Annotated in this window: 26 protein-coding genes; 4 read left to right on the top strand and 22 right to left on the bottom strand. The window is 72.1% G+C overall.

All coding sequences use genetic code 11. The annotated features are described in order from the left end of the window. Window positions 1–177: 177 nt before the first annotated feature. The 16 genes from VM242_13580 to VM242_13505 form a co-directional block, all read right to left on the bottom strand. A complete protein-coding gene (locus VM242_13580) occupies window positions 178–405 on the bottom strand; it encodes a hypothetical protein (protein HVM06192.1) in 228 nt (75 codons plus the stop codon). A gap of 100 nt (window positions 406–505) precedes the next feature. Further along, window positions 506–1,282 (bottom strand): endonuclease/exonuclease/phosphatase family protein, encoded by a 777-nt coding sequence (locus VM242_13575; GenBank protein HVM06191.1) that lies wholly within the window; start codon window positions 1,280–1,282, stop codon window positions 506–508. Window positions 1,283–1,305: 23 nt separating this feature from the next. Next, window positions 1,306–2,154, bottom strand: a complete 849-nt coding sequence (locus tag VM242_13570) for an ABC transporter ATP-binding protein (protein HVM06190.1) — start codon at window positions 2,152–2,154, stop codon at window positions 1,306–1,308. Continuing rightward, window positions 2,151–3,173: an iron ABC transporter permease gene (locus tag VM242_13565; GenBank protein HVM06189.1), complete on the bottom strand. Its 1,023-nt coding sequence runs from the start codon at window positions 3,171–3,173 to the stop codon at window positions 2,151–2,153. Before VM242_13565 ends, VM242_13570 begins: the two co-directional genes overlap by 4 nt. A gap of 92 nt (window positions 3,174–3,265) precedes the next feature. Continuing rightward, a complete protein-coding gene (locus tag VM242_13560; protein ID HVM06188.1) occupies window positions 3,266–4,246 on the bottom strand; it encodes an iron ABC transporter permease in 981 nt (326 codons plus the stop codon). A gap of 209 nt (window positions 4,247–4,455) precedes the next feature. Continuing rightward, complete coding sequence (locus VM242_13555; GenBank protein ID HVM06187.1) at window positions 4,456–5,730, bottom strand: ABC transporter substrate-binding protein; 1,275 nt, start codon at window positions 5,728–5,730, stop codon at window positions 4,456–4,458. Between the two features lie 14 nt (window positions 5,731–5,744). Beyond that, window positions 5,745–6,185 carry a hypothetical protein gene (locus tag VM242_13550; protein HVM06186.1) on the bottom strand — a complete coding sequence of 147 codons (441 nt, stop codon included), beginning with the start codon at window positions 6,183–6,185 and terminating at the stop codon, window positions 5,745–5,747. Between the two features lie 148 nt (window positions 6,186–6,333). Next, window positions 6,334–7,083, bottom strand: coding sequence for a helix-turn-helix domain-containing protein (locus VM242_13545; protein ID HVM06185.1), 750 nt, complete (start codon window positions 7,081–7,083; stop codon window positions 6,334–6,336). A gap of 186 nt (window positions 7,084–7,269) precedes the next feature. After that, on the bottom strand, window positions 7,270–7,686 hold the full coding sequence (locus tag VM242_13540; GenBank protein HVM06184.1) for a VOC family protein: 417 nt from the start codon (window positions 7,684–7,686) through the stop codon (window positions 7,270–7,272). A 57-nt stretch (window positions 7,687–7,743) separates the two neighbouring features. After that, complete coding sequence (gene bfr / locus VM242_13535; GenBank protein HVM06183.1) at window positions 7,744–8,214, bottom strand: bacterioferritin; 471 nt, start codon at window positions 8,212–8,214, stop codon at window positions 7,744–7,746. A gap of 358 nt (window positions 8,215–8,572) precedes the next feature. Continuing rightward, window positions 8,573–9,406 carry a (2Fe-2S)-binding protein gene (locus VM242_13530; GenBank protein HVM06182.1) on the bottom strand — a complete coding sequence of 278 codons (834 nt, stop codon included), beginning with the start codon at window positions 9,404–9,406 and terminating at the stop codon, window positions 8,573–8,575. After that, the gene (locus VM242_13525; GenBank protein HVM06181.1) at window positions 9,403–10,269 is read right to left on the bottom strand and encodes an ABC transporter ATP-binding protein; all 867 of its coding nucleotides are present in this window, start codon (window positions 10,267–10,269) and stop codon (window positions 9,403–9,405) included. The genes VM242_13530 and VM242_13525 overlap by 4 nt, the downstream gene beginning before the upstream one ends. Further along, on the bottom strand, window positions 10,266–11,342 hold the full coding sequence (locus tag VM242_13520) for an iron chelate uptake ABC transporter family permease subunit (GenBank protein ID HVM06180.1): 1,077 nt from the start codon (window positions 11,340–11,342) through the stop codon (window positions 10,266–10,268). Before VM242_13520 ends, VM242_13525 begins: the two co-directional genes overlap by 4 nt. Further along, complete coding sequence (locus tag VM242_13515) at window positions 11,342–12,298, bottom strand: iron chelate uptake ABC transporter family permease subunit (protein ID HVM06179.1); 957 nt, start codon at window positions 12,296–12,298, stop codon at window positions 11,342–11,344. Before VM242_13515 ends, VM242_13520 begins: the two co-directional genes overlap by 1 nt. A gap of 259 nt (window positions 12,299–12,557) precedes the next feature. Beyond that, window positions 12,558–13,040 (bottom strand): helix-turn-helix transcriptional regulator, encoded by a 483-nt coding sequence (locus VM242_13510; protein HVM06178.1) that lies wholly within the window; start codon window positions 13,038–13,040, stop codon window positions 12,558–12,560. A 108-nt stretch (window positions 13,041–13,148) separates the two neighbouring features. Further along, complete coding sequence (locus VM242_13505; protein ID HVM06177.1) at window positions 13,149–15,050, bottom strand: PA domain-containing protein; 1,902 nt, start codon at window positions 15,048–15,050, stop codon at window positions 13,149–13,151. 322 nt (window positions 15,051–15,372) lie between these two features. Here VM242_13505 and VM242_13500 point away from each other — a divergent pair, with 322 nt between their 5' ends. Beyond that, window positions 15,373–15,792, top strand: coding sequence for an ester cyclase (locus VM242_13500; GenBank protein HVM06176.1), 420 nt, complete (start codon window positions 15,373–15,375; stop codon window positions 15,790–15,792). A gap of 30 nt (window positions 15,793–15,822) precedes the next feature. Here the strand turns inward: VM242_13500 and VM242_13495 are convergent, their stop codons facing one another. Together VM242_13495 and VM242_13490 are read right to left on the bottom strand one after the other, a co-directional pair. Continuing rightward, window positions 15,823–16,290: a pyridoxamine 5'-phosphate oxidase family protein gene (locus tag VM242_13495; protein ID HVM06175.1), complete on the bottom strand. Its 468-nt coding sequence runs from the start codon at window positions 16,288–16,290 to the stop codon at window positions 15,823–15,825. A 240-nt stretch (window positions 16,291–16,530) separates the two neighbouring features. Then, window positions 16,531–17,079: a hypothetical protein gene (locus tag VM242_13490; protein ID HVM06174.1), complete on the bottom strand. Its 549-nt coding sequence runs from the start codon at window positions 17,077–17,079 to the stop codon at window positions 16,531–16,533. 852 nt (window positions 17,080–17,931) lie between these two features. Between VM242_13490 and VM242_13485 the strand changes: the two genes are divergently transcribed. After that, entirely contained in the window at window positions 17,932–18,165 is a 234-nt protein-coding gene (locus VM242_13485) for a hypothetical protein (protein ID HVM06173.1), read from the top strand. A 741-nt stretch (window positions 18,166–18,906) separates the two neighbouring features. Here the strand turns inward: VM242_13485 and VM242_13480 are convergent. From VM242_13480 to VM242_13470, 3 genes are all read right to left on the bottom strand, one after another. Next, the gene (locus VM242_13480; protein ID HVM06172.1) at window positions 18,907–21,066 is read right to left on the bottom strand and encodes a hypothetical protein; all 2,160 of its coding nucleotides are present in this window, start codon (window positions 21,064–21,066) and stop codon (window positions 18,907–18,909) included. Window positions 21,067–21,362: 296 nt separating this feature from the next. Next, window positions 21,363–23,057, bottom strand: a complete 1,695-nt coding sequence (locus VM242_13475; GenBank protein ID HVM06171.1) for a TadG family pilus assembly protein — start codon at window positions 23,055–23,057, stop codon at window positions 21,363–21,365. Window positions 23,058–23,327: 270 nt separating this feature from the next. Further along, window positions 23,328–23,504 (bottom strand): hypothetical protein, encoded by a 177-nt coding sequence (locus VM242_13470; protein ID HVM06170.1) that lies wholly within the window; start codon window positions 23,502–23,504, stop codon window positions 23,328–23,330. Between VM242_13470 and VM242_13465 the strand changes: the two genes are divergently transcribed. Beyond that, the gene (locus VM242_13465; protein HVM06169.1) at window positions 23,437–24,156 is read left to right on the top strand and encodes a sigma-70 family RNA polymerase sigma factor; all 720 of its coding nucleotides are present in this window, start codon (window positions 23,437–23,439) and stop codon (window positions 24,154–24,156) included. The two genes, VM242_13470 and VM242_13465, sit on opposite strands and share 68 nt — an antisense overlap. Window positions 24,157–24,182: 26 nt before the next feature. Continuing rightward, window positions 24,183–25,085, top strand: a complete 903-nt coding sequence (locus tag VM242_13460) for a hypothetical protein (protein HVM06168.1) — start codon at window positions 24,183–24,185, stop codon at window positions 25,083–25,085. 394 nt (window positions 25,086–25,479) lie between these two features. On the opposite strand, the gene VM242_13455 is transcribed toward VM242_13460, so the two are convergent. After that, the gene (locus VM242_13455) at window positions 25,480–26,352 is read right to left on the bottom strand and encodes a hypothetical protein (GenBank protein HVM06167.1); all 873 of its coding nucleotides are present in this window, start codon (window positions 26,350–26,352) and stop codon (window positions 25,480–25,482) included. Window positions 26,353–26,379: the final 27 nt, after the last annotated feature.

The raw sequence follows: 26,379 nt of genomic DNA, 5'->3' as shown, positions 1-26,379 counted from the left end.
GGCCGGCCGGAGCGAGGCGAGACCGAAGCAGACGCTGGCGATCAGGGCGGCGTTAGCCCGCCAGCTCGATCACCGGCCGGAGGAGCTCGAAGACCACGAAGTAGGGCAGCGCCACCAGGCCGATCCGGCCATAGCGCGGGCTGCCGACCATGGTGCGATGGCGCACGATCATCTCGGTCAGCCCCCGCTGCCAGCGGTTTTCGCTGTCGGATGAGCGTCTTCAAGTCGCCGGGCGCTTCGGTCCAACCAGATGAGGTCGGGGAAGAACGTGATCCGGCACGCCTTTCCCTGCTCGCGCCGGGTGCGGTGCAGCCGCAGGACGAGCTCGGCGTCCTCCCCCACCGTGTTGGTGTCCCACCCGGCGGCGTCGACGACGGCCTGGCGGCGGAAGAGCCCGAGAACCACCGCTTGATGTTTGAATCCATGGGATAAGGGGGGCTCGTACGTTCGCGGCGAACCTCACGCCGGCAGGCCGGACGTCTCGGCTCGGACCGCCGGCGTCACTTCAGTACCGGAGATCGGCGACGACGGCGTAGTGGTCGGAGGCGACCATGCCGTCGACCGGGCTCACGCCCGCAAGAGTGGCGCTGACGACGTGGCCGACTCCATGGGGGCCGGTGAGCCCGACGAGTACGTAGTCGATCCGACGTGACGGGGCCAGGCTCGACCGTGCATGCGGATTGTCATTCGACCAGGTGTGCCCGTCACCGGACCCCGCGATGTCCCAGGCGTCGTGGAAGACGAGCCCCGGGACGGGCACCGCGCAGCGGCCCGTGAGCATCCGGACCTCGTCGCACGTGGGGTCGGCATTGAGGTCGCCGGCAAGGACCGACGGGAAGCCGCCGTTGGCATGGCACGCCACGAACCGGGCGACGGCGCGCGCCTGCTGCTGGCGCAGGCCGCTGTCCGCGTAGTCGTGGGCGAGGTGGGTGGTGCAAAAGGGGACGTCACCCCTTGGCCCGCTGATCCTGGCGAGGGTGACGCAACGGCGCCGCTCACCGCTGTCCCGGGGCCCGGGCAGCACCAACTCTTCGACGCAGGTAATCGGCCAGCGCGAGAGAACCGCGTTCCCGATCTCCAGCCCGTCGAGCGTGGAGCAGTGGCTGTAGTGGTGGTACATCTCCAGCGCCTCACCGAGCAGCCGTGCCTGATCGGTCCCACCCGGCTCCCGCCAGACCTCCTGGAGCGCCACGATGTCGGGTGCGAGCCCGGCGAGTGTGCTCTCGATCGCCGTCTGGCGACGCCGCCAGGGCCCGAAGCGCAGCCAGACGTTCCACGTCACGACCCTCAGGGTGGTCTCTCGGATCACGCCATGGCTCCGGGGCGGTCGTCCGGCATGGAGGTCGCTCGGCCGGCAGGCAGGTACGGGATGCACACCGGAACACCGGTACGGGGATCGCGCAAAACCGTGGCGGAGACGTCGAAGACGGCCTCGATGAGCTGGGGTGTGAGGAGCGCCGCGGGCGGTCCATCAGCGACGACGGCGCCGCCCTTGAGGGCGACCAGGCGGTCGGCGTACCGAGCGGCGTGGTTGACGTCGTGGAGGGCGACCACGATGGTGATCCCCCGCTCATGGTTCAGCCTCCTGATCAGCTCGAGGATCTCGAGCTGGTGGCGGATGTCGAGGAAGGTGGTCGGCTCGTCGAGGAGCATGATCTGGGGCTCCTGGGCGAGCGTCACCGCGATCCAGGCCCGCTGGCGCTCGCCACCGGAGAGCCGGTCCATGGTGCGGTGCCGGAACCTCGCCACCCCGGTGACCTCGAGGGCCCGCTCGACGGCGTCGTAGTCGCGGCGCCGCAGCATCCGCAGCGGCCCGACGTGGGCGTACCGGCCCTGTTCGACCAGCTCGGCGACCGTGACCCCGTCGGGGGTCGAAGGAGCCTGCGGAAGCACGGCGAGGCTGCGGGCGACGGCCCGGGTCGGGAGGTTGGTGATGGCGGCACCGTCGAGGTAGACGGTCCCGACCGAAGGGGTCACGAGGCGAGCCAGCGATCGGAGCAGGGTCGACTTGCCGCAACCGTTCGGCCCCACGACGGCGGTGGTGGTCGACGGCTCGAACTCCAGCGCGACGGGACCGAGGGCCGTTCTCGGCCCGTAGCGGACGACGACGTCCTCGGCGGCGAGGCTGGGCCCGCCGGTCGGCTTCTCGGTCATGCCGACGGTCCCGGAACCGGGCGGCGCAACAGCAGGAACATGAAGAAGCCGGCGCCGAGGACCGCCGTGACGACCCCGGTCGGGAGCGGTCGCTGAGCCACTGACCGCGCCGCCAAGTCTCCGCCGCACAGCAATGCCGCGCCGATCACGAAGCTGAGTGGTTGGACGCGGCGTAGGTCGTGGCCGACGAGGCCACGGGCCACATGGGGAGCGATGAGGCCGACGAAGGCGATGGCGCCGACGACGACGAGGGCGCCGGCGGTCATGACGGCTGAGATCAGGAAGAGCCCGAGGCGGGTCCGCTCGGGGTCGACACCGAGACCGGTGGCCACGTCGTCGCCCAGCTGCAACACGTTCGCTCGGCTGGAGCCGACGAGGGCGGCGCAGACCGTGATCGCCGCCCAGGGCCACAGAACCGCCCAGTGGGCCCATGCCCGGGCGTTGAGGGAGCCGACGAACCAGTAATAGGCGCTCAGGGTGGCGCTGGTCGGCGACAGCATCAACACGAAGGCGGTGGCGGTCCCGAGCAACAGGGCGACGACGACGCCGGTCAACACCAGGGCGACGGGGTCACCACGCCGCCGAGCCGACAACGCGTAGACGACCCAACCGGTTCCCGCCCCACCCACGCCACCGACGATCACGACCGTGGGTTGGAGGAGCAGCTGATCGGGGGTGGCGCCGAGGGTCGGGCCGCTCGCGATCCACGAGACGGTGCAGAACACGACACCGGCAGCGACGCCGGTGAGATCGGGCGACGCCAATGGGTTGCGCGTGACGGCCTGCGAGAGTGCGCCGGCCAACCCCAGGCAGCCGCCTGCGACGACGGCGACCAGGGCCCGGGGCAGGCGCAGCTCGAGGACCACCTGGCGGTGGAGCTCCGACACCGGGTGCCCGACGAGCGCTGCGACGACGTCGGCGGGGCTCACCCGCGTCGTCCCGACAGCGGCCGAGAGCATCACCAGCACGCCGGTCACCGCGATGCCGCCGGCCATCACCAGGCCGAAGTGCCGGACCAACGCCGGAGGCCGCTCCCCGGCCGATCCGCCGGCTTCGCCAGGTGAAGGCACGGAGGAACGAGGCCCTCCAGACGTGAGGTCCGGACCGCCGGTCATTCCCCGGAACCCCGGAGCTGAGCCCTCAGCACGGCCAGCAGGACGGGACCACCCACGATGCCCGTCCACAGCCCGACCGAAACCTCGACGGGCGAGAAGGCAAGACGGGCGGCGAGGTCGGCGCCCGCGAGGAGCAACGCGCCCACGACGGCGGCCATCGGCAGCACCCGGCGGGCATCGGTGGTCCCGAGGAGGCGCCGGGCGATGTGAGGCGCCGACAGGGCGACGAACCCGATGGCACCGGCGACGGCGACCAGCGCCGCCGTCAGCACGGCGCAGAGGCCCAGCGCCGCGGCACGAGCCGGCACCACCGCGAGGCCGGCGCCCTCGGCCAGGTCGTCTCCGGTGCGGAGCAGGTTGAGCGGTCGGGCCAGCATCAGCGCCGCCGGGATGCCGACAGCGAGCCATGGCAGCGCCACGCGAACGCTGGGCCACCCGCTGCCGGCCAGGCTCCCGGTGAGGAAGCGCAGTACCGCACCAACCTCCTGCCGCTCCCCGAAGGTGACGATCATCGTCACCGCCGCACCGAAGGCCGCCGACAGGGCCGCGCCGGCGAGCACCAGGACGGGCGAGCTCGGTGGGCACCGCAGACGGGTCATCACCGCGAGCACCACGCCGGCGCTGAGGAGCCCGCCCGCCAGCGTCAGGAAGGGCAGGACGGTGAAGGGCACGGGCATCTCGAACACGATGACCGCCGCCGCCACGGTGGCCGCTCCGGACGAGATGCCGAGCAGTTCGGGGCCGGCCAGGGGATTGCGCAGGCTGTCCTGGGCGAGCGCACCCGCGAGCCCGAGTCCTGCGCCTCCGCAGACGGCCAGCACGAGACGGGGCAGGCGGAGGTGACGCACTCCCAGCGCGGCCCGCTCGTCCCCGGTGCCGGCGAGCGCATCGCGTAGCTCGGGCAGCGACAGGGCGGGAATCCCGGCAAGCAGCGTGACCAGTGCCACGGTCGCCAGGGCGGCGATCAGCCCGATCATCCACGCGACGAAGCGGGCATTTTCGCCCTCTGTCCCGCCGGCGGGTCGGGTGGCCGGCGTGTCAGGCTCCCGGGGACAGCCGCCGCCGCCCCCTCGCGTGGCCCGACGGGCGACCGTATGGGCTCCGACACGACAGGGTTCTCGGTGGGCGCGCCGCGCGACCGCCGGCGGCAGGGCGCTGCGAGGCAGTGGTCACGCCACGGTGCATCCTAGGGAAGAGGGAAGGCCCCGACCTCGGGGTACAGCAGCTTCATTCCCCGATCGAGCGTCTCCTTGGCCGAGATGGTGCCGCCCGTTGCCCAGGGCCAGCTCTTCACGTCGGGCCCCTCGTACACGCGGCCGTTCCGGACCGCCGCGAGGCTGTCCCACACCGCCGGGTTGGCGGGCCGGAAGTCGTCGTTCGCCGTGGTCGTCGACCGGTTGGAGCGGATGATGAAGATGGCGTCAGGATCCACCTCGGCCACCCGCGCCAGGTCGAAGGTGATCTGCCCACCGGAGTGGTAGGAGGAATTCGACGTGTACGCCGGCCAGGGATAGGGGCCCTGGGTCGCCCACAATGAACCACCCTGCGATTCGGTGCTGTCGGCCAGGATCTCGATGCCGAAGAAGAAGAAGGGGTAGACGTCGATCGGTGTGCGGTTGCGGGGGGAGAGATCGGCGTAGTCGTCGATCTGGTCGCGGAGTAGTTGCGCCCCAGCCTCGGCCGCTTCATTGAGCCCGAGGAGCTGTCCGACGCGGTAGAGGTTCGTGATCGCCATCTGGTAAGAGCCGATGTCGAGGTCGAAGAACGGAGCGATCGGCTCCAGCGCAGGGCGCAGGTAGCCCTGGAACGGCCCGAGCCCGATCACCAGGTCGGGGTCGGCCGCCGCGATCTGCTCCAGATCCTCGTCCTGGAAGCCGAACCCGGCGCTGTTGATCGTTGGGATGCCCGCCGTTCCGTACGCCGCGATGGCGGCGGGCGTGTTGGTGGAGTCGACCGATCGGATCACCATCCGGTCGGTGGCGCCAAGGGCGGCGAGGACATCCTCGCAGGCCCCCACCAGACACACGACCCTTTGCGGAGGAGACGGGACGGTTACCGCCACGCCGGCCGAGTCCACGACCGTTATGCCCTCGGCGGCGCACACCTGGGCGTCGGCGACGCACTCGATGGCGAAGCCCGATCCCATCCCTTCGCCGCACCGGCCGGCCGAGTTCAACACGATGTCGTGGTTCACGGACTCGTTGGACAGCAGGCCGGCGGTCACGAGCCCGCTTTCCGACGCGTAGCCGCTCTTCTGCGCGCAGTGGGCCTCCTGAGCGCTGACGAGCGTACGGGCGTCGGTCCGCAAAGCCGACTCCTCGCCCTTGTCGTTGATCCCGCTGACGGAGAACACGACGACCCCGGCGAGGACCCCGAGGATCACGACCACGACCAGCAGCTCGATGAGCGTGAAGCCCCCCTCGCCGGCTCGGCCCCCCGGCGCCCGACGGTGCCTTCCCATACCGAACCCCCCTGTCACCCCGATGCCGCTGGTGGACATGCGTCGACCATGACGCCACTCGCCTGCGTGATGCTGATGGTGGTCGGCTCGCTCGGCGCCTTGTAGGTCAGGCCCACGACCATGAGGTCGGACGTCCCCGGGCGGCGCCAGATCCGGAGGTATGTCTCGCTGGCGGCATCCACGCGGGGCCCACACCACTCGAAGTCGCGGAACGGCTTTCCGTCCATCTCCTGCTTGTAGAACGCGTTGACGTCGCCGAACGTGGTCGGCGACGCGACCGTGAACACTTCGGCCTCGGCGTTCGACGCCCCCTGGTCGAGCGCCGCGCCCTCCGGGAGCGGAACCCCGAAGCGCGGCGACGGGCCGGACACCGCCGGCGGCGAGAAGGCCACCACGGAAGGCTCACCGCCGCCTCCCTGCTCGTCGGTGTCGTTGCTGGAGCAACCCAGGAGCATCGTGGCGCCGATCGATGCGTACAGGAGCGGAACGCACCGTCGACGGAGGCCCACGGATCCGTAACCGCCACTCCCTGGCGTCCGTGATCGCCGCACGGGTCCAGTCAAATCGCCCGAGGCGCGGCGCCGCAAGAGTGCGCCGCGTCACCTACCTGGCCTGGTGGCTGCGAGTTGGCGCCGATTTGGCGTAGTTCGTCAAAGCCTCCCGGGCGCGCTTCGTACTGCTGACGACCTCCTCTCGGCTCTGCCAGTGGAACGGCCGGCTCGGATCGTCCCAGTGCTCGACCCACAGCTCGATCGCCTCGGTGAGCTTCACGAAGAACAGGAAGTCACGGTGCACGTCGCGGGGTCGACACCGCGACAGGGCCAGGCCGGTCGCCTCGTTGAGCGCGGACAAGACCTCGATGACCTCGCTCTCGCGAGCCTCTGACGGGCGGCGGCGACGCTCGGTCGGCCTCGCCTTGGTCGGTCTCGGCGGCTTCTCCCACGGGCGTAGTCCGCGCTCGCGCCACACACGGGCGACCGTGTCCTTGCTCACCCCGTGCCGGCTCGCCATCGTGCGTAATGTCCAGCGAGACGTCCCCGGGGGCGGCTCGGTGTGCTCGGTGTCCCGAGCTATCGCATCGGCCACCGCCCGGCGGAGCGACGGCTTGCGGCCTCTTCCGGGTCCTACTGTGCCGAGCCCGTCGATGCCGACCGCTGCGAAACGTGAGCTCCACCGTCGAACCGTCGTGGGCGTCGTCTCGCAGCGCTGGGCGACGTCAGCGGTTGGAACACCGTCCGCGACGAGAAGCAGTGCACGCGCGATGACCACTCGTCGGTAGGGCTGCGAATACGACGCCGCGATACGCCTGAGCTCGCGACGCTGATCCGCGCTCAGGTGCAGCGGAGTGGTCATCCGGGCACGATAGCGTCCGTCTCCATTTTGGCGACAGCCTCCTGATGCATCGCGTTCCGAAGCGCCAACTCGCCGGCACGGGCTCCGGCAGCTGCCGCCCGTGCGCGGGCGGTGACCCCAGCGCATGTGCGGGAGGCCTGGCAAGCCCCGTCCGCCACGGCGTCCGCGGCGCGCCCTCTCGCTGCGTCAGTGGAGGCGAACGGAGCCGTCGCCCTCGAGGACCCAGCCCGGGTTGTGGGCGACTTCCCAGGGGTGCCCGTCCGGATCGAGGAAGATCCCCGAATAGCCGCCCCAGAAGGTCGGCGCCCCCGGTCGAGCGATCGTCGCGCCGGCCCTGGCGGCCTCGGCCAGAACGGCGTCCACCGTCGCCGGCGAGTCGACGCAGTAGGCGAGCGTGACGCCGCCCCAACCGCCGCCGTCCTCGACGACGCTGTCCTCCGCGAGCTTGTCGCGTCCCCACAGAGCGAGGACCATGCCGCCGACCTGGAAGAAGACCACCTCGCCGTCGGGTGACTCTCCTGACCAGCCGAGGCGCTCGTAGAACCCACGAGCCCGAGCCACGTCGGCGACGCCGAGAGTGATCAGGGAGAGGCGCTGCTCCATCGCGCCAGGATCGCGCCCCGCCGGGCGCGTTGTCGCCGCGAACCCGACGGCGGGCGGTCAGTCGCGGATCTGTTGGGCGAGATAGTGGGCCTCACCGACCTGGCGGACGAGCTCGAGCTGGGCCTCCAGCCAGTCGGCGTGCTCCTCCTCGCCCACGAGGATGCGCTCGAGCAGCTCGCGGCTGCCGTTGTCGCCCAGCTCCACGCAGACCGCCACCCCGGCGTTGAGGCGGGCGATCGCCTCGCTCTCCACGTCGAGGGCGAGCTTCAGCTTCTCAGGGGCACTCTCGCCCACCCGCACCGGACCGAGCCGCTGCATGTTGGGCACGCCGTCGAGGTAGAGGATCCGCTCGATCAGCGAGTCGGCGTCCTTCATCTCGTCGATGGAGTCCTCCCGGAACTTCGCCGCCAGCCGGTCGTAGCCCCAGTTCTGGCACATCTTGGCGTCCACGAAGTACTGGTTGACGGCCGTCAGCTCGGCCGTCAACACGTCGTTGAGCAGGTCGAGGACCCGTTCGTTGCCCTGCATGCCCCACCTCCCGGGTGAAGGGTACGACTCATCCACCGACGCGACTAAGCGCGGAGCGACTTTCGACGCCTACGCCCGCTTGCGCCCTCGTGAGCCGCTCGTCGCCCGCACCGGGGTGGCGGGGTGGGAGCGGTACCGGTACCGGAACGGAGCGTCACCCGCGGTACGAGAGGCTGCCCGTCTCGTAGAACCCGACGTGAGCGACGCGGAGGGCGGCAGGCCCGCCGCCCGCCGCCTGCCGCGCGGAGGGCGGCGACGGCTTCGACTCGACTCGAAGTCGCCGAGCAGCCTCTTGGCTTGGCTACGGCGGCCGACCGGGTCGGCCACGCCGAGGACCATCCGGCGCCGTGGCCGGATCTCAAGCCTCGGCGTCGGCGGCGAGGCGCCGGTGACGGGAGTCGTCGTCACGGAAGGGGCAGGTGTTGCAGTGGCTGTCGCCGGAGGCATCGGGCGGCTGCGGCTGCGTCTTGTAGTAGAGGCAGCACGTCCCCCTGACGATGAAGGCGGTGGTGCCCCGGCCGGTGGTGACTGCGAACGGCCGCGGCCGGGCGCGCAGCCACCGCCTCTCCTCCGCGATGGCGTCGGTGACGGCCTCAGCGAGGCGCCAGGCGTCGCCGGTGTCGGTGCCCGCTGCCCGCGCCGCCCCCAGCGCGGCGCTGGCCAGCTCGTCGGCCACGCCGCCCCACAGGCCGCTGCGACCGAACGGGGCCGCGCCCCGCACCGCGTCCAGGACCGGGGTGAGCCGGTCCACGAGCCCGCGGGCGAACACCCGGGGGAGGTCGGCTGTGGCCACGACGACGACGTCGGGATGGGAGGCGGCGGGGTCGGCCGATGTGGCGAAGACGCCGGTTCCCTCGAAGGCGACCCGGTCGAACCAGCCCTCCTCGTGGCGGTGGAACCACAGCTCTCCGGCCGGATCGGGAAGGCGGCGTTCGAGCACGAGGGCGGCGGTGGGGACGGCAGTGGCGGCGCCGGCCAGCCAGCCGCCCAGGTACGAACCGGCCACGTCGCGACGACCGTCGTGGTGAGCGGCCAGGTCGTCCACCCAGACGGCGAGGCGGTCGTCGTGGAAGACGTCGCTGAAGCGGTGCCAGCCGTCACCCTCGGGCTCGCCGAGGTGGCCGCCGAACCACGGGCCGACGCCGGCGAGACGTTCGAGCGTCTCGGCCAGAGGACCGGACGGCGCGGTCATGGCGCCACGGCGTCCCGGTCGCCGTTGTTCGCGACCAGGTGCACGACGGCGACCGGCGGTGCGGCGGCCGGGCGGCCGGCGGCCGGCACCGGCAGCACCAGCGGCGTCCCGGTGAGCGGGTCGGGGATGACGTGGGCGTCGAGGTCGAACACGGCGCGTACGAGCTCGGGCGTGATGACGTCGCCCGGTGCGCCTTCTGCCACGATCCCTCCGTCGCGCATGGCGACGAGGTGGTGGGCGTAGCGGCAGGCGAGGTTGAGGTCGTGCAGGACGGCGACGATCGTGCGGCCCTCGGTTTCGTTGAGGCGGGCCAGCAGGTCGAGCACGTCCACCTGGTGGGCGAGGTCGAGGAAGGTGGTGGGCTCGTCCAACAGCATGAGGGGCGTGCCCTGGGCCAGGGCGAGCGCGATCCAGACCCGCTGGCGCTGCCCGCCCGACAGCTCGTCCACGCTCCGCTGGGCCAGGTCGGTGGTGCCCGTCGCCGCCAGAGCGGCGCCGACGGCGGCCTCGTCGTCGCCGGAGAACTGCCGCAGCCACCGCTGGTGGGGGTGGCGGCCGCGGGCGACGAGGTCGCCGACGGTGATGCCCTCGGGGGCGACCGGCTGCTGGGGCAGCATGCCGAGGCGGGTGGCCACCTCCCGGGTCGGGCGGCGCCGGATGTCGGCGCCGTCGAGCAGCACGCAGCCGGCGCGGGGCTTGAGGAGGCGGGCCAGGCCGCGCAGCAGCGTCGACTTGCCGCAGGCGTTGGCGCCGACGATCACGGTGATGCGCCCGTCGGGGATCGTCACCGTGAGGTCGTCGACGATCGGGCGGTCGTCGTAGGCGAGCGACAGGTGTTCGGCGCGCAGGCTGTGCCGGGTCATCCGCCACTTCCGATCTTGTTGGCGCGGGCGAGCAGGTACAGCAGGTACGGGGCCCCCACGATGGCGGTGATGACCCCGACCGGCAGCTCGGTCGGCGCGAACAGACGGCGGGCGACCAGATCGGCGGTGACGACGATCACGGCGCCGCAGGCGGCGGCCGGCATCAGTGCCAGGGAGCGCTCGCCCACGAGGCGACGGGCGATCTGCGGCGAGACCAGGGCGACGAACCCGATGGGCCCGGCCGCCGCCGTGCCGACCGCGGCGAGGGCGACGCCGGTGAGCAACAGCGCCGCTCGAATGCCTTCCACGCGGGCGCCGAGCCCCCGGGCGGTCTCGTCGCCCAGCTCCAGCACGCGCAGGTGACGGGTCAGGCCCAGGGCGACGGGGACGAGCACGACCAGAGCCAGCGCCATCGGGCGTACGTGCTCCCAGCCGCGCCCGTTGAGGCTCCCGGTCAGCCAGACGACGGCGCGTTGCGCCTCGAAGATCTCGGCCCTGGTCAGCAGGTACTGGGTGACGGAGGTGAGCACGGCGGTGATGCCGATGCCGACGAGGACGAGGCGGTAGCCGGAGACGCCCCGCTTGTAGGCCAGGAGGTAGATGCCGAGCGAGGTGATGGTGGCCCCGGCCAGGGCGCCGAGGGTGATCTGCATGCTGGTCGCGCCGACCACCACGATCATGAACACCGCCGAGGCGGCGGCGCCCGCGGTGACCCCGATGATGTCGGGGCTGGCCAGCGGGTTGCGTGCCAGCCGCTGGAAGATGGCGCCGGACAGCCCGAAACCGGCACCCACCAGAACGGCGGCCAGCGCCCGCGGCAGCCGCAGGGTCCGCACGATGAAGTCGCCGTCCTCCGAGCCGCCACCGGCGAGGGTGGCGAGGACGTCGCTGATCGCGATCGGGAAGTCGCCGACGGCCAGTGACCATGCGAACATGGCGATGGCGGCGGCGGTCAGTGCCAGCGTGACGATGAACGACCGTGCGTGGGCCCTCGTCGACCAGCCGAGCGGGGGGACGCGGATGACGAGGAGACCGCCCTGCCCGGCGCGCCGAAGTGAACCGGGCACGGTCATCAGAGCTCGGCCAGCTTCCGGCGGCGCACCAGGGCGACGAAGAACGGCGCGCCGATGACGGCGGTGAGGATGCCGACCTGCACCTCGCCGGGCCGGGCGACGAGCCGGCCGAGGACGTCGGCTCCGAGCAACAGGATGGGCGCCAGCACCGCCGACCAGGCGACGATCCACCGGTAGTCGGGCCCGCAGATCGCCCGGGCGACATGGGGCACGGTGAGACCGAGGAACCCGATGGGGCCGGCCGCCGCGGTGGCGCCGCCGGCGAGGACGATCACGGCCAGCGCGGAGATGGCGCGAGCGAGCCCGACGCGTTGGCCGAGGGAGCGGGCGACGTCGTTGCCCAGGGCGAGGGTGTTGAGCGACCGTGCCGACAGCAGCGCCAGGACGGCGCCGACGGCCAGGAACGGGGCGACGTCGGCGACGATCCCGGCGTCGCGGCCGGCGATCGAGCCGACGACCCAGAAGCGGAACTGGTCGAGCGTGGCCACGTCGAGGAGCAGGACCGAGGTGGTGACGGACCCGAGCAGCGCCGAGAGCGCGGCGCCGGCGAGCGCCAGCTTGACCGGCGTGGCGCCACCGCGGCCGAGGGAGCCGAGGAAGTAGACCACCAGGCTGGCGACGGCGGCGCCGACGAACGCCAGCCACACGTACCCGCTGAACGAGCCGATCCCGAGGGCGTAGATGCCGGTCACGACCGCGAGGGACGCGCCGGCTTCGATCCCGAGGATGCCCGGGTCGGCCAGCGGGTTGCGGGTGACCCCCTGCATCACGGCGCCGGCGAGGCCGAGGGCGGCACCGACGAGCAGGCCCATCCCGGTGCGGGGGATGCGCAGGCTGCGGACGATCAGGTGGTCGCCCACCGTGGGGTCGTAGGCCCACATGCCGTCCCACACGGTGGAGAGCGCCATGGGCCTGGACCCGTAGGCGATGGACGCCAGCGCCACGGCGCTCAGCACGGCGAGGGCGGCGAACAGCCCTCCGCCGCGGGCCCAGCCACCGGAGAGGAGCCCCCGCGAACGACGAGGTCGAGGGGCGGCCTCCAGCTGCGCCGGGCCAGCGCCTCGCCGGCGTGGTGCGACACCGACAGCGCCGACGCGGCGACCACTCGGAGGCGCTGATCCCCGACGATGCCCCGGAGCAGATCCCGCCCGCGAACGGGAGGCAGCGGTCACGGAGGGGCGGTCATGGCGCGGCGAGAGCGGCCGTCGGGGGGTGTCATCGGGGACGGCCGCCACAGGGAGACGTTGCGTCGCCCGTCCGTCCCGCGGCGGGCCCCAGGGCACGATGGCGGTGCAGGAAGGCCGACAGGTGGAGGTGGGTGTCCTCCACCGCGCCGACCAGCTGCACGAGGCAGTGCCTGCCGGCGACCGTCGTCCGGTAGACCCGCCGAGCGGGGCCGGCCACCGGGGACGCCCACCACGAGGAGACCAGCCCCTCCTCGTCGAGACCGCGCAGCGTCCGATAGACGGTGGCGGCATCGGGCCTGCCCACGCCCAGATCCCCGAGCTGGGCGACGAGCTCGTAGCCGTGGACCGGCGCTTCGGCCACGAGCAGCAGCAGGCAGGCCCGCAGGTAGCCGCGAGGCAGGCCGTCGTCACGACCGTGCGAACGCGTCGGGCTCTTCGTCGCCTCCGATCTCGACGGCTCCAGAGGTCCCTCACGACGGGCCAGGTCCCGCTCGGCCGCCCGCGCGCTCATGAGTTAGGTCTACCTAAGAATCGGTATTAGGTCAACCGTACATCCAGGCGACGTCTCCCTACGGAGGCCGACCAGGTGCGGCGCGCCGCCCGCGCCGGCAGGCTCCTGCTACGGCGTGTAGCGGAAGACGTAGAGGCCGTGGTCGCGGTCGCTGGCCAGGACGTACTCCGTGCCGTGCTCGTCGTGCCACACCTCGACGCCCCAGAAGTTGTTGCCACCCTCGTCGATGAAGGCGCCGACCTCCTGGATCCCGCCGCGGCCGTAGCGGACCACCCGCAGGCCCGCCGCGTAGTAGGAGATGTAGGCCAGTCCGGTCTCGGAGGCCATGGCCACCTCGTGCACGGACAGATCGCCGAAGCCCACCGCGTAGGCCTCGTCCTGGGACTCGGGCACGGCGTAGGTGTCGATGGAGGTGATGGAGCCGGGCCGGCCCCGCTGGTTCGGGATGTCCGTGGCGAAGAGGCGCACGTAGCCCCAACCGTCGAAGACCGCCTCGATGGTGGTGGAGGCGACCGGCGAGCCCGGGGCGGGCGACGCCGTGGTGCAGGCGTTCGCCGCCGTCACCCCGGCGACGCCGAGGAGTTGAAGCCCGGCGAGGCGGTTGGTGAACACGTAGGGGATGTCCCCCTCGGCGAGCATGGTGACCCCGGACATGCAATCGGCGCGGACGGCGTTGAACACGATCCCTGCGGAGTAGCCGGCCGCCTCGATGTTGTCGAGCTTCTGCTGGAACGAGCAGATGCCACGCTCCACCAGGGCGATACCCGTCCCGGCCGGGAGGCTGGTGCAGGCGAGGCCCACGTACGTCGGGACACCGTCGATCGTCGTGTCGGCGTCGACGGGCGGAGTGGCGCTGGCCGACGTGGCCGTGTACCCGGTCCCGGCGTAGGGGCCGGAGGTGATCGTGGCGACCACCCGGTACGGGTTGAAGTCCTCGTCGGTGGCGAGCAGGAACTTCTTGTTGGGGGACAGCTCCGACTGGTGGGCGTTCCCCTCGGGGGAGATGGCGTGGCCGCGGGCCAGCCGCTCCTCGTCGAGGGCGGGGTAATCGCTGTCGGCGATGAGCTGCACCCGGTCCTCACGGGGGTCGGTGACGTCCAGGAGGACGTAGCCGCCGTCCCAGTAGCTGACGTTCATCACGTAACGCTGGCCGATCTTCTGGACCATCATGTCGTGGCTGAACGAGGCGGTCAGGTTGGGCGGTGTGGCCTGGTCGACGTCGAAGGGCGGCTCGTCGAGGTTGAGGTCGTCGTTGACGAGCACCGGATGGAACGGGTCGGTGATGTCGAGGATGTCGACGTCGGTGACCTCCTCGTCGTCCACCAGCGCGACGTAGGTCCTCTTGTCGAACACGTTGGTCCACGCCCTCATGCTGTGGGTCTGGTTCGGTCCCGCGTCGAGACCGCCCACGAGGTCACCGGCGTGACGCTTCACCGGTTGCGGGTCGGTGGGGTCGGTCACGTCCCACATGGAGATCCCGCCCTTCTGCATCACGTCGGGCGGGGCGGGGCCGGCCGGGCAGGTCTCGTTCTGGTGGATGAGCAGGTCGCCGCGGAAGTGCTGGTTGTCCATGGGGATGACCTGGATGCCCTCCCCCGCGTACGAGCCCACCGTGGTGGGGATGAAGGCGTCGGTGAGCTCGAACGGCGCCGCGGGGTCGGAGATGTCCATCACGTGGACGCCGGCCTGCTCGCAGGTCGGTTCGCGGAACGCGGTCAGGTACGCATGGTCGCCGTGGGCGAACACGTCGGCGACCCGGCCCTCGTTGCCCGCTCCGCTCGGGTTGGTCACCGCCGCCTTGCCGACGAGGGTCACGTTCCGCCGCACCGGCGGGAGGTGGCCCTCCATCGTCCCGTGCTGGAGGTCGCCCGGTCGGGCCACCCCCTCTCCGGGGAACGTCTCCAACGAGCCGGCGGGGTCGGGGTGGTCGGGGTGGGCGCCGGCCGCACCGGGCAGGAGCAACGAGACGCACACGACAAGGACGAGAGAAAGGCGCCGGACGGTCAGCATTTGCAGATCCTCTCCTGACGGGCGGGACGACGCACGAGACGGCGGAAGGCGGCTGTGCCGAGCTTCGGCCCGAAGCCGGCGGCACGGTAGGGCGGACCGGCGCGTGCTGCCCCCTTTCCACGGTGTCACCCCTGGATACCGCTGGAAGGAAACCCCCGTCAAGGATGAAATCCGTCGGGGAGGGCGAACCGGGCTCGAGCGGCGGCCTGGGACGACGCGCTGGGTGGGAGCTGCTCGGGCGCCCGGCGCGCCCCTAGAAACGACGTCGCGCGCGACGTACTCTTCTGACCGCGGCGGGTTCGCACATCCGGAGGAGGGTGGCATGGCGACCAGCGATATCCACCGCGAGCTGCACGACCTGTTCAACCGGCGAGAGTTCGAAGCGCTCCGCCAGCGGGTCCGGGCCGACGCGGTCTACGTGGACCATCCGAGGGCCATCTCCGTCAAGGGCCCCGACGAGTTCGTGTCGTGGCTCCAGGGCTGGACGACGGCCATGTCGGACGCCCGGTGCGACGACGCCCGGTACCTCGATGCCGGCGACACGAGCGTCGCCCGCTTCGTGGGCCGGGGGCGCAACGACGGTCCGCTCGGTCCGTTCCCGCCATCGAACCAGCAGCTCGCGTTCGACATCTGCGAGATCCTGACGTACGACGCCGACGGCATGGTGACCGCCGGCGAGCTGTACTACGACCAGGCGACCATCCTCACCCAGATGGGGGTCGAGCTACCCATGCCCGCCTGACGGCGGGCAAACCGGGGTGCGTCCCTCCCTCTACGCCCGGTCGACGGCTCGTAGTCCTCGCTCGGGTGTCCAGAATTCGACCACGAGCCCGGTGGCCTCGGCGTCGAGTCGGGTGATGACGACCTCGGTGACGTCGGCGACGAACATCTCGCCGTCCGGTTGGTCTCTCGCCTCGTCCGTGGCCGGCCCGACGGGGATGGCTCGTCCCGCGATCTTCGCCTCTCCCGGCCAGTCGCGCTCCTTCCCCTCCTCGGGGTGGAAGGTAGGGCCGTGCAGAGCGAACCGGGGATCCCGTCGGAGGTCCGCGCCCTTGCGGGCGCCGGTCATCGAACCGAAGCGAAGGACCCCGTCGGCGAACTCGCACTCGATGCCCGAGATGCGCGGCGAGCCGTCCTTGCGCAGCGTCGCGATCGTCTTGTGGCGACCGGCGTCGAACAGCCGCCGCACCCGCCGGGCGAACACCGGTTCAGCCTCCTCGACCGCCCTCCACGCCGGCACGGCGGCGCATCGTACAGGCAAGCCGAACGGGCGCCGGCGAGGCGACCGCCGATCGGCTCGTCGAGCGGCGAGGGGTGGGACGCCGGCATCGCGGTGTCACGTTGCCCGCGGTCGCTCGCCGCGCTCGCTCGCGGCGGCTGACCGGGCCGCCGCCCCGGCACTCGGCGACGCGCTCCGTAGCCCTCGCTGCGGCGTCCCCGGCGTCGTGGTGGTACGCGGCCAGCCCCGGTTCGCCGTTGGCTATGGCCGCCCCGGCGAACACTCGGTGGAGCCTCGCACTGCGGCGGCGCCGAGCTCTGCTCCCCAGGCCCGCGCCCGGTCGAGCTCACCGTCGAGCAGCGGGCCCTTCGTCCCGTCGACGAAGAAGCTGGCGGCGGGCGCCACGATCGGGAACCCCAGGCGGCGAAGGCGCCTGACCGCCGCCTTGGCCGCGGAGCCCGGGAGCCGCGGCTTGGCGACGCGTGTGTCGAACGCGGCGGCGACGACCCGGCGCGAGCCGGCGTCGACGGCGTCGACGGCGTCGAGCCACTCCCGGATCCCGACCACCGTGGAGACGAGGGGCCCCGACGCCTGCCGGGCGGCGTCGGCACGCGTGCCGGCACGGCTCAGGCCGAGCGCGTGCGTGGGCCCACCGACGACGAGCAGCACCACGTCGTCTCCCGGCACCGAGGGCGTCGTACCCACCTCCACCGTCTCGACCGGGAGCCGTGACGACACACCGTCGGCGACGGCGCGGGCGACGTCCCGCGTGTTCCCGAACATCGACTCGAACACCACCAGTGCGCGCATCTGGGCCTCCTCGTCGTCGTGATCTCGGACGGCTGCCGTCGTCAGGGCCTCGACCCCGCGCCTCGGCCGAGTGAGGATGGGCCGAGTGCGAGAACCATGGAGCCTTCATCCCTTCGTTTCCGTCGTGCCTTTGGGAAAGGACCCTCAGCCGGGGTCGCGGTGCGTAGGGCCGTTCGGCCTCGCTTCGTGAGGACGATCGGCCATCGGTCGCTCCCCCTCCCGCTTACCACGGCGTTGGGCGTCACCGCTCGCTGCCTGTTGGCGGAGGGGTCGGACGAGCGAACGCGTCCGGGATCGCCAGCTACCGGTCGGGTCGGCGGGCCGCTGCGGAGTCCAGGAAGGGGTCATTACCGTGCGCACGCGGGGTGCCGATGATCCGCGATTTCGCCGAGGGCGACCGCCGTCCGCCAGCGCCTTGGTCGGGGGTGACTCCGGTCGTCGACCCCGTCATCGTTCGGGGCCGATGAGATGACAGACGCGCGTCGGTGTCGCAATCCTTGGGGTCGAGATGGGCGGCACGCTCGACCAAGCGGGTGAGCTCGCGTCCCAGGGTCCTCAGCTGCGCGGCGGTACGCTCCACCTCGTTGGCTCGGGTGCGCAGGAGCGCCAGCACGTGTCCGCACCGTGGCTGGCCGTCGTCCGCGAGGGCGATGCCGCGGATCTCCCCCAAGGACAGGCCCACGGCCTGCGCTGAGCGGATGAAGCGCAGGCGGTCGAGGACGTGCTCGTCGTAGCCCCGGTACCCCGATGGTCCCCAGGTGGGCGGGCGAGCACGCCGATGTCCTCGTAGTAGCGCAAGGTCTTGGCGTTGAAGCCGGAGCGCCGGGGCCACCTCCCCGATCAGCATGCGTCTTGGCCTTCCAGTGGAACCGCCGACGATGCCGCCGCGGCCGGTATGGCAGGGTCGCCAGCCTCGAGCTCCTCGGATGCGGAGCCCACCTCGTCGAGGCCCTGCCCCGCCACGAGTTCGACGAGGAGCACCTGCCCGATGCCCTTTATCTGGCGCTCAAGTGCTTGAGCCCCGAGCGCGCCGCGGTGCTCGATCGGGCGCGGCCGGTCGTCGTGTACTGCTGGGACGCCCGGTGAGACTTGAGCCCCCGGTCGCGTGGCACCTCGAGCGATTCGGCTTCGACATCTACGACCACGCGGCGGCAAGGCGCACTGCTGGCGGCCGGGATGCCGACCGTGGGCGCCGGGCCGGGCGAGCGCCGGGCATTGGAGGTGGCCGATCGCGAACCGCTCACCTGCGCTCCCGACGCCGCCGTGAGCACGCTTCCCGGGACGGCATCGGTGGTCAACGATCAGCGGGTGGTTCTCGGCCGGTCCGCCCCGGCGATCACCCGGCCATGGCACGGGCGGAACAGGTCATGGAGCCGGGGCCGGCGACGGTGCGCGCCCGTGAACCACTCGACGCGCTCTTGGAGCGGATGGCGGCCCGAGATGTCGATGAGATCGTGGCCACCATGCCGGAAGCTCGACTGCCGGGTGTGGTGCGCCGGGCCTGGGGGAAACGGAGGAAGTCGAGCGCAGCGGGGACACGGGCGACTGTCTTCGATCTCCCTTGCGAGAGCGCCAGGAAGTCGTCAACGGCGGGACCGACTAGGGCGCGCATCTGAAAGTGCGGGAGTCGAGCGGGTCGGCGGACCGAGCTGGCTCCTACTTCAAGGGACACCGAAGTGGCACCTCGCCGGCCTGGCCCCCGGGCCGGGGTTCCGCATCACCGTGTGCCACTACCAGGCCGGGGCCTCGAGGGACTGCGCGTGGACTACCGGGGGTGACCAGCGATCCCGGTCTGCAGGTCCAGCGTCGGGAACACCCTCCCGCGCCCTACCGGGCGGAGACCAGGGCGGCGACGGTGACGCGCTTGTCGGCGGCCGAGCCCAAGAAGCGGGCGTCGCCGAACGAGAACACGCCGCCGTCGGAGGCCACGAACCGGTAGCCGGCGCCCGACGGCGTCGGCACCATGGCGGTGATGGGCTGGTTCAGCGCGATGGCTCCCGTCGAGCCGAAGAACCTGGCATCACCGAACGCGAAGACACCGCCGTCGGAGGCGACGAGCCAGTAGCCGCTGCCGCCCCGGGTCGACGCCATGCCGACGACCGGTTTGTTCAGCTTGATGGCTCCCGTCGAGCCGACGAACCTGGCGTCACCAAACGCGAAGATGCCGCCGTCGGAGGCGACGAGCCAGTAGCCGTTCCCCGATGGGGTGGACGCCATCCCCACGATGGGCTGGTTCAGCTTGATGGCGCCGGTCGAGCCCAAGAAGCGGGCGTCGCCGAAGGCGAAGATGCCGCCGTCCGACGCGACCAGCCAGTAACCGCCGCCCGAGGGCGTGGCGGCGATGCCCACGATGGGCCGGGCGAGCGTCAACCCGGCGGCGGTCCCGAGGAACGGGGCGAAGCCGATTGTGTACACCGAGCCGTTCGACGTGACCGCCCACGTGCCGGTGCCGTGGGGCGTGGCGGCGGCCCCGACCACGGGCCGGGCCGGGTCGACGGGCAGCGGGCCGGTGGAGCCGGTGGCGCCGCCCTCGCCGAACACGAACGTCTGCCCGTCGGCCCCCACCAGGCGGTAGCCCCCCGGCGCGCTCACCGTGGTCGCGGAGGGCGGTGGAGGTTGCGGTGGCGTCGTCGTGGTGGTCGTCGCCGCCGGCGCCGTGAGGCCGAACGGGGTCAGCGCGATCGACATCGACTCGAGCGAGCGGTTCCCGACGGCGTCGAACGCCGAGACCGTGTAGATCTGCAGCACGCCGTTGGTGAGGCCGGTGTCGGTGTACGCCGGCGAGGTGGTGGTGGCGATCGGCGTGCCGTTGCGCGACACCCGGTAGCCGGCCAGGTCGGCATCGCTCACCGCGAACCACGTCAGCGACGCCCGTCCGTCGCCCGGGATACCCGCCAGCCCGAACGGGATGGCGGGCGGCGTCATGTCCGCCGCCGGCGCCGACGCCGCCGTCAGGAACGCGCTGTTCGCGGTGTTCCACCTCGTCGCCAGGTAGCTGCCCGTCGGCGGGGCGGTCGAGAAGTAGTCGTCGTTGTTGCAGTCGAGCAGCTTCTCCTGGGTGCTCGGGCACACGTAAGACAGGATGGTCGACGGCTCGTCCATGTAGCACATTCGGTCGTACTCGTCGCTGCAGTGGAAGCCGGAGGTGGCGTTCGGGGCGGACCGCTGGACGCCGCCCAGCATGTGGACCAGCTCGTGGGCCTCGACGGAGTTGCTCCGGCCCCAGCACCCGCTGTCGACGCGGCCGACCAGCGGGCTCGCCCACGCTACGCCGTTGTTGTGGTTCTCCTGGCCCGGGCGGTCGTCGGCGTAGATGCCGGCGATCCCGCAGTAGACGTTGGCGTCGGTCCACACCAGGTACTTGCGGTCGGCCCGGTTGAATCCCTTGGCGTACAGCTCGTCCTCGGTGTCGGACAGCGAGTCGTCGCCCGAGGGTGAGAGCACGACCTTGGTGACCGACAGGCTGCAGTCCGGGTTGGTCACCCAGCGGACGTGGCGCACGCCACCGGTCTGCGCCGCGCTGGCGTTGAACACGCCGTCCACCGTGGTCGCCCACTGCGGGATGAGCGGGGCGATGCTCGCGAAGCGGTCGGCCTTGTCGCTGGCCACCGCGTAGATGGCCTGCACCCGCCTCCCCGACGTGCCGTCGTCGATGCACAGGATGGAGCCGGCACCCTCCTGGGCGACGCTCGACGGCTCCTCGGCGGCGAGGGCGGCGAGCGATCGCGGCCGGGTGACGTCCACGCCGGCGGGCGCCGGGTCGGGGCCGTGGGTGCAGCGCCCGCTGCCCGGGCCGCCCACCTCGAAGCCGTTGCCGCACGGCCCGGCCGGGTCGGCGGGGCGCAGCCCGCGGTAGACGAGCCCCCGCCCGGCGTCGTCGGCGGGGACGGCGGCGCGGCCGGGGACTCCCACGGCGGCCGACGGAGCGACCCCGACGGTGGCGAGCATCACGCAGATCGTGACGGCGAGGACGCCGAGCCTTCCCATCCGTACCTCCAGGGCCACGGACAGGCGTCGGCATCCCGGACAGCCGGGTTGAGTGGGCGATCGACGCGAGCGCGTACATCGGGGACGTTCCCGCTTGTTTCGGCTCCCCAGCGGCGCACCGGGTGTGCCGGCCGTGGCGAGGACCTCGACGACGTCGGAACAGGACGTCGTCGTCGCGATGCCGGCGCCGGGCCCCCGTCCGTTCAATCGGCTGCACGACGGCGGCCAGGGTCGCGACAACCGCTACGACCGCGATCTCCAACGGGGAGGAGATGAATACCGCGGTGCCTCGATCGTCACGACGATGTTGGGGCGCAGCGGAGGTGCGTGGGGCGGCGTCGCGAGCGCGTCGGTGGCCGGTTGGAAGGCATCACCCGACGAGCACCGGAGGGCGGGCTGTCGCAGCCGGTGAAGTCGCTCCTAATGGCGGTCACGTCGCTCGCCCCGATGGTCACTCCCAGGGTGGCGAGGAGCGGGCTGAGGATGGTGGTGTCCAGGTCGCCCATGACCGGACCGAGGGCGGCGTAGGCACCGTTGACCACGTCGATGATCGGGACCGATAAGAGGCCCAGCACCGTGGGGTCGCCGTCCTGGCTGAAGCTGGTGAGCCCGGCGAGCCCGATGGGCACCGACCCCGCCCGCTTGCTGGCGGCCGTGGGCCAGAACTCGTCGTCGTAGGAGAACGCCAGATCGGTGGCGGCCGGCGTCGTCTCCGGGATGCTTCCGGTGGTCGGGATGTCGAGCAGCGGCCCGGTGGCGTCGCTGACGCGCAGCGTGGCCGAGGCGTCGCCGGCGAAGGGCTTGGTGTCGACCCCCACCACGATCCCGCCGGCGGGGTCGGGGCAGGTGATCTGCTTCAGCGTCCCCTGCGCCCCCGCCGCCTCGAGGCTCAAGGGCAGAGCGCCGGTAAGCGTTGGGAGCACCAGCCCCGCCACGGTGATGGGCAGATCGAGGCGCGGGGTGACGGTGAGGCGCACCTGGGCGGTGCTGGCGGTCACTCCCGCCCTTCCCGCCACCCACACGGGGGGCTCGATCACCTGCAGGCTGAGGGCGGTGGTGGTCACCCCCGGCACGCTGACGCCGGCGTCGGCGATCGAGATGGTGTTGGTGCCGTTGGCCGCCATGGCGCTGGCCGTGAGCAGGTGGAAGGCGTTGATCTCGCCGTCCAGCACCGCGTCCCCGCCGGCCACGTCGAGCTTCATGAAACTGCCCAGCTTGAACCTGGTGGTGGTGGTGGACTGGGCCACGATGCCGTAGGGTCCGCCGTAGAGGCTGGCGTTGGAGTCGCCCTTGGCCGTCAAGGCGTCGGCGGTGGCCTGAGCCAGCTGGGCCAGGGTCAGATCGGCGTCGAGCAACTGCTCTGGCGTGCCCGCCGCCACACCCGCCTCGACAAGTTCGCCTCGCAGCTCACCGAGGGTGACATGGGAGCTGAGCAGTGCCTGCCAGCCCACGACGTCCGCGCTGCCTCCCATCATCTGGCCGAGCACGGCGTCGATCAGGGGCGCCTTGGTGGTGTCGACCGACGCCAGCGACGACCCGATCATCAAGCCGGCCCGCTTGGGGTCGTGGATCTTGGCCACCGCCCGGGCCTTCACCGCCCGGGTGCCGGGGGCGAAGATGTAGTCGACCACTGAGCCGACGGTGACCCGCACCGCCGAGGCCTCCACCCCGGCGCTGAAGTTGTTGGCGGCATCCACCGAGCCGACCTCGACGGCCAAGGAGTTGCCGACCACGGAGAGGTCGAACCCGTTCCTCGCTGCGGCCGCCTCGCCCACCGCCTGCGCGTTGGCCGGGTCGCGTGCCGCGTCGAGGGCGGCCATATCCGCAACCGACTGGACGCCGCGCTTTGCGAGCGCCTGGCGTCCGATGTCGACCGACAGCGCACAGGCGGCCATGGCGACGATCAGCCCGGGGACGGCCAGCATCAGCACTGCGCCCCGCTCGTCACCGCAGCGCTTGGTTCTGCGGAACCATGTTTTGTAACTGGTCACCGCGCCGACCTCCTTCCGCACCCGCTCCAACGGCCGCAACCCTCGGTCGCAGGAGTGTGAACGACCCGAGGACCGGCGCCGGAGCGGCACAGCCCTCTGGGGCAAGCCGCGAACGCGCCGACGACAACCGAACCCGATGTTCCGCCCACGCCGAGTGTCAAGGGATGCCACGCTCCGGCATCGTCGGCAGTTCGCGCCTGGGGCTTTATTGAAGTTGGGCTCCGCGTGGTGCAGCGCGTCACGCATCGTTGGCTCACTCGGCGGTGAACGTCAGATCTGGAGCGCCCAGCGCTCGGAGCGGGCCCCCGACCCGTTGAGGGACGGACCGGTCACCGGCAGGACCAGTCGGTGACGCCGTTCCAGGTGCGGCACATGGCGGATGTCGGCGCTGTGGAGCTCGAGCCGGCGCACCAGCGTGATCGGCGGTCGCCGGGTCGGCTCCCCCACGAGGCGCCGGAGTATGGTCCTTTGGATTCGATTCAGACCACGGCGGCCATGGTCGACATGCCTACACGTGAGCGGAACGCGCCAGCCCATCACTGACCCTTTGGGCGAGCAGTTCGCCCCGGTGCTCGCCGCCGCGCAGTGCGGAACGGGTTGGGCCGCGGAACGGCTGTGGCGATCCCTGGCGCCCGCCGTGACCGGTTACCTCAGGGTGCAGGGAGCCGCCGAGCCCGACGACGTCACCAGCGAGGTGTTCATCTCGGTGTTCCAGCGCATCGGCTCCTTCTCCGGCTCGGAGGCGCAGTTCCGCTCGTGGGTGTTCACCATCGCCCACCACCGCCTCGTCGACGAGCGCCGCCGGGCTCGCTCCCGCCCGCAGCGGTTCGTCCCCGAGCACGGTGTCGTCGAGGGTTCGCCGGCGGCGAGCGCCGAGCACGAGGCCGTGCGGCGCCTGAGCGACGACGCCGTACGCCAGATCTGCGAGCGGCTGGTGCCCGACCAGCGCGACGTGGTCGTCCTTCGCGTCCTCGGCCGCCTGACGGTCGAGGAGGTGGCGGAGGTGGTGGGCAAGTCCCCCGGCGCCGTCAAGGCCCTCCAGCGCCGCGGCTTCGCCGCCCTCCGGAGAATTTTCGAGCGCGAGGGCGTACCCCTGTGAGCTCGGGATCCGATCACGACGCTGAGATGTTCCAACGCACCCCCATCGACGACGCCGCCATCGAGGCGCTCTGCACCGGCGGCGACGCCGGCGCCGAGCTCGCCGAGCTGGCGGTGTTCACCGACGAGCTGTACGGCCGAGGCGCCGGGTCGGTCCCGACGCCCTCGGTGGCACTGGCGGCGATGCTGGCGGAGGGCTTCTTCACCGAAAAGGGCGACCTGCCGGCGACGGCAGCGAGCAACGTCCCCGGGCCTGCGCCGCAGGCGGCCGGACTACCGAAGTGGAGGAAGAGAAAGATGATTGGTGAGTTCCTTGCAGGGTTGAGCGTGGCCGCCAAGGCGACGTTCGGCATTTCCATGGCGGCGGCCAGCGTGACCGCCGCCGGGGCGGCGGGCGTCCTGCCCGACCCGGCCCAGAACGCGGTGTCGGCCGCCGTCGAGGCGATGACGCCGTTCTCGTTCCCGGACAAGGCCTCTGACAAGGCTGACTTCGGCGGGCGGGTGAGCACCGACGCCACCGACGGGGGCGTCGACGGCGAGGTGATCAGCGAGGAGGCCAAGGAGAACGGCGAAGCGAACCGTGCCGACGACGCCGGCCGCCCCGAGGCCCCCGGCCAGACCGGCCTCGACAAGGCCAACGAGACCCCGGCCGCCGGCCGCGTCCCCACGTCGGTCCCCGCCGGCAAGCCGGCGACGGCACCGAGCGCGCCGACCGGCACCGGCTCGCAGAGCTCCACCGGCCTCGACACCGCCGGCGACACGCCGGCCGCCGGGTACACGCCCGAGTCGGTACCGGCGGGCCCTCCGGCCACCACGCCGCCCGCGGACGCCGGCTCGCAGAGCTCGACGGGCACCGACACCGCCGGCGACACCCCCGCCGTCGCTTACACGCCCGAGTCGGTCCCGCCGGCCTCTGGCGGTCGTCCGTAGTCATCTCCTGATCGAAGTACAGGAGGCCCGCAGCCCTGTGCTGCGGGCCTCCTCGCGTGTACGCCCGGCAGTTCCGGTGATGAGGTGTGACGGCCGCCGGAGCGACGATCCGAGCACGCCGTCGATCTTGATGCCGGCGAAGGAACCGGCCTGGCGGCGCCGCGGGGCCTGGCGGACTCGGCCCGCTCTTCGGCCACATGCGCTGCGAACCTACGCTTCACGTGCGAGTCGTCGATGAGGATGAAGTCTCAGGGCCGGGACAGGCCCGCGCTTGGTGCCGCGTGGGCGACGACGACACGGCGGAGCGCCGCAGTGTCGGCGGGATCACCCGAGAAGGACGTCGCGACTGCGGTGGATCGTCTCGTCGAGGTCGGCGGGTGTCGCCCGGTCCTGCTCACGCGAGCCCACTCACGGCGTACCGGGCCGGCGTGACGGCCACGAAGGCGGCCGCTAGGCCGGCGGTGAGGACGGCGTCATCGACGGCCGCCGCCGCCGCCGCCCGTCCGGCTCCGGTGTCCGGGAACAGCAGTCCGGTGGCGGTACCCGTATGGGCCACGTTCAACCCCAGCGCGCCGAGCCTCCCGACGTGCGCCGCGGTCCGCTCCACGATCGGGTCGGCCGCCCGGGAGCTGCGCCGCGCCGAGGTTCGGGCCGCGGCCACGAAGGGCGCCGGGTCGCGGTCCCTGACCCCGGACTCGAGGAGGTGGAGCAGGTCGTCGTCGGCGACCGGCCGGTCACGTGACGCGGCCCGGGCGGGGGTGGTCGCATAGGCGACGGGTACGAGGACGGCCACCGTGAACGTCGGTGACCAGTCCCAGCGGCAGAGGATGCCGCCGCGACGGCGGGAGGCGACGACGCCCTCGTGCATCACCGGGTCGCTCGGCTCGATGGCTCCCGCCAGTGCAGCGAGCTCGTCGGCGGCGAACGAGCGCCCGAAGGCGGCGGCCACGGCCCGCGCCGTGGCGACGATGTCGGCGCTGGACGAGCCGAGGCCCTTGGCGACGGGAAGGTCGCTCGACCGCTCCACCCGCACCAGGTGCGGTCCCACGTCGAGAACGTCCAGCGCAGCCTCGGCGGCGCGGGTCGCCTTGGTGCACCACGCCGGCAGGCCCCGCACCTCCGACCGGTCGGCTGGCTCGACGTGCACGACCACCCGGGCGCCCCGGTCGATGGGCAGTGACACCTGGAACTCGGTGCCGTCGGCAAGGACGCCCTGCACCAGCTCTCCGCAGGTCCCCGGCGCCCACCCCTCACCGCAGCGGATCACGGGCGCACCATCGCGGCGGGATCCCGC

The sequence above is a fragment of the Acidimicrobiales bacterium genome, from assembly GCA_035540975.1.
Taxonomy (GTDB): Bacteria; Actinomycetota; Acidimicrobiia; order Acidimicrobiales.
This window is presented reverse-complemented; position numbering and strand designations above follow the sequence as displayed.

Coding starts and splice junctions, on each gene's coding strand:
- VM242_13460 (HVM06168.1), top strand. CDS start 24,183: ATGTTCCAACGCACCCCCATCGACGACGCCGCCATCGAGGCGCTCTGC.
- VM242_13505 (HVM06177.1), bottom strand. CDS start 15,050: ATGCTGACCGTCCGGCGCCTTTCTCTCGTCCTTGTCGTGTGCGTCTCG.
- VM242_13540 (HVM06184.1), bottom strand. CDS start 7,686: ATGGAGCAGCGCCTCTCCCTGATCACTCTCGGCGTCGCCGACGTGGCT.
- VM242_13545 (HVM06185.1), bottom strand. CDS start 7,083: ATGACCACTCCGCTGCACCTGAGCGCGGATCAGCGTCGCGAGCTCAGG.
- VM242_13525 (HVM06181.1), bottom strand. CDS start 10,269: ATGACCCGGCACAGCCTGCGCGCCGAACACCTGTCGCTCGCCTACGAC.
- VM242_13480 (HVM06172.1), bottom strand. CDS start 21,066: ATGGGAAGGCTCGGCGTCCTCGCCGTCACGATCTGCGTGATGCTCGCC.
- VM242_13465 (HVM06169.1), top strand. CDS start 23,437: ATGTCGGCGCTGTGGAGCTCGAGCCGGCGCACCAGCGTGATCGGCGGT.
- bfr (HVM06183.1), bottom strand. CDS start 8,214: ATGCAGGGCAACGAACGGGTCCTCGACCTGCTCAACGACGTGTTGACG.
- VM242_13500 (HVM06176.1), top strand. CDS start 15,373: ATGGCGACCAGCGATATCCACCGCGAGCTGCACGACCTGTTCAACCGG.
- VM242_13560 (HVM06188.1), bottom strand. CDS start 4,246: ATGATCGGGCTGATCGCCGCCCTGGCGACCGTGGCACTGGTCACGCTG.
- VM242_13570 (HVM06190.1), bottom strand. CDS start 2,154: ATGACCGAGAAGCCGACCGGCGGGCCCAGCCTCGCCGCCGAGGACGTC.
- VM242_13490 (HVM06174.1), bottom strand. CDS start 17,079: ATGCGCGCACTGGTGGTGTTCGAGTCGATGTTCGGGAACACGCGGGAC.
- VM242_13520 (HVM06180.1), bottom strand. CDS start 11,342: ATGACCGTGCCCGGTTCACTTCGGCGCGCCGGGCAGGGCGGTCTCCTC.
- VM242_13530 (HVM06182.1), bottom strand. CDS start 9,406: ATGACCGCGCCGTCCGGTCCTCTGGCCGAGACGCTCGAACGTCTCGCC.
- VM242_13555 (HVM06187.1), bottom strand. CDS start 5,730: ATGGGAAGGCACCGTCGGGCGCCGGGGGGCCGAGCCGGCGAGGGGGGC.
- VM242_13510 (HVM06178.1), bottom strand. CDS start 13,040: ATGAGCGCGCGGGCGGCCGAGCGGGACCTGGCCCGTCGTGAGGGACCT.
- VM242_13550 (HVM06186.1), bottom strand. CDS start 6,185: ATGCTCCTGGGTTGCTCCAGCAACGACACCGACGAGCAGGGAGGCGGC.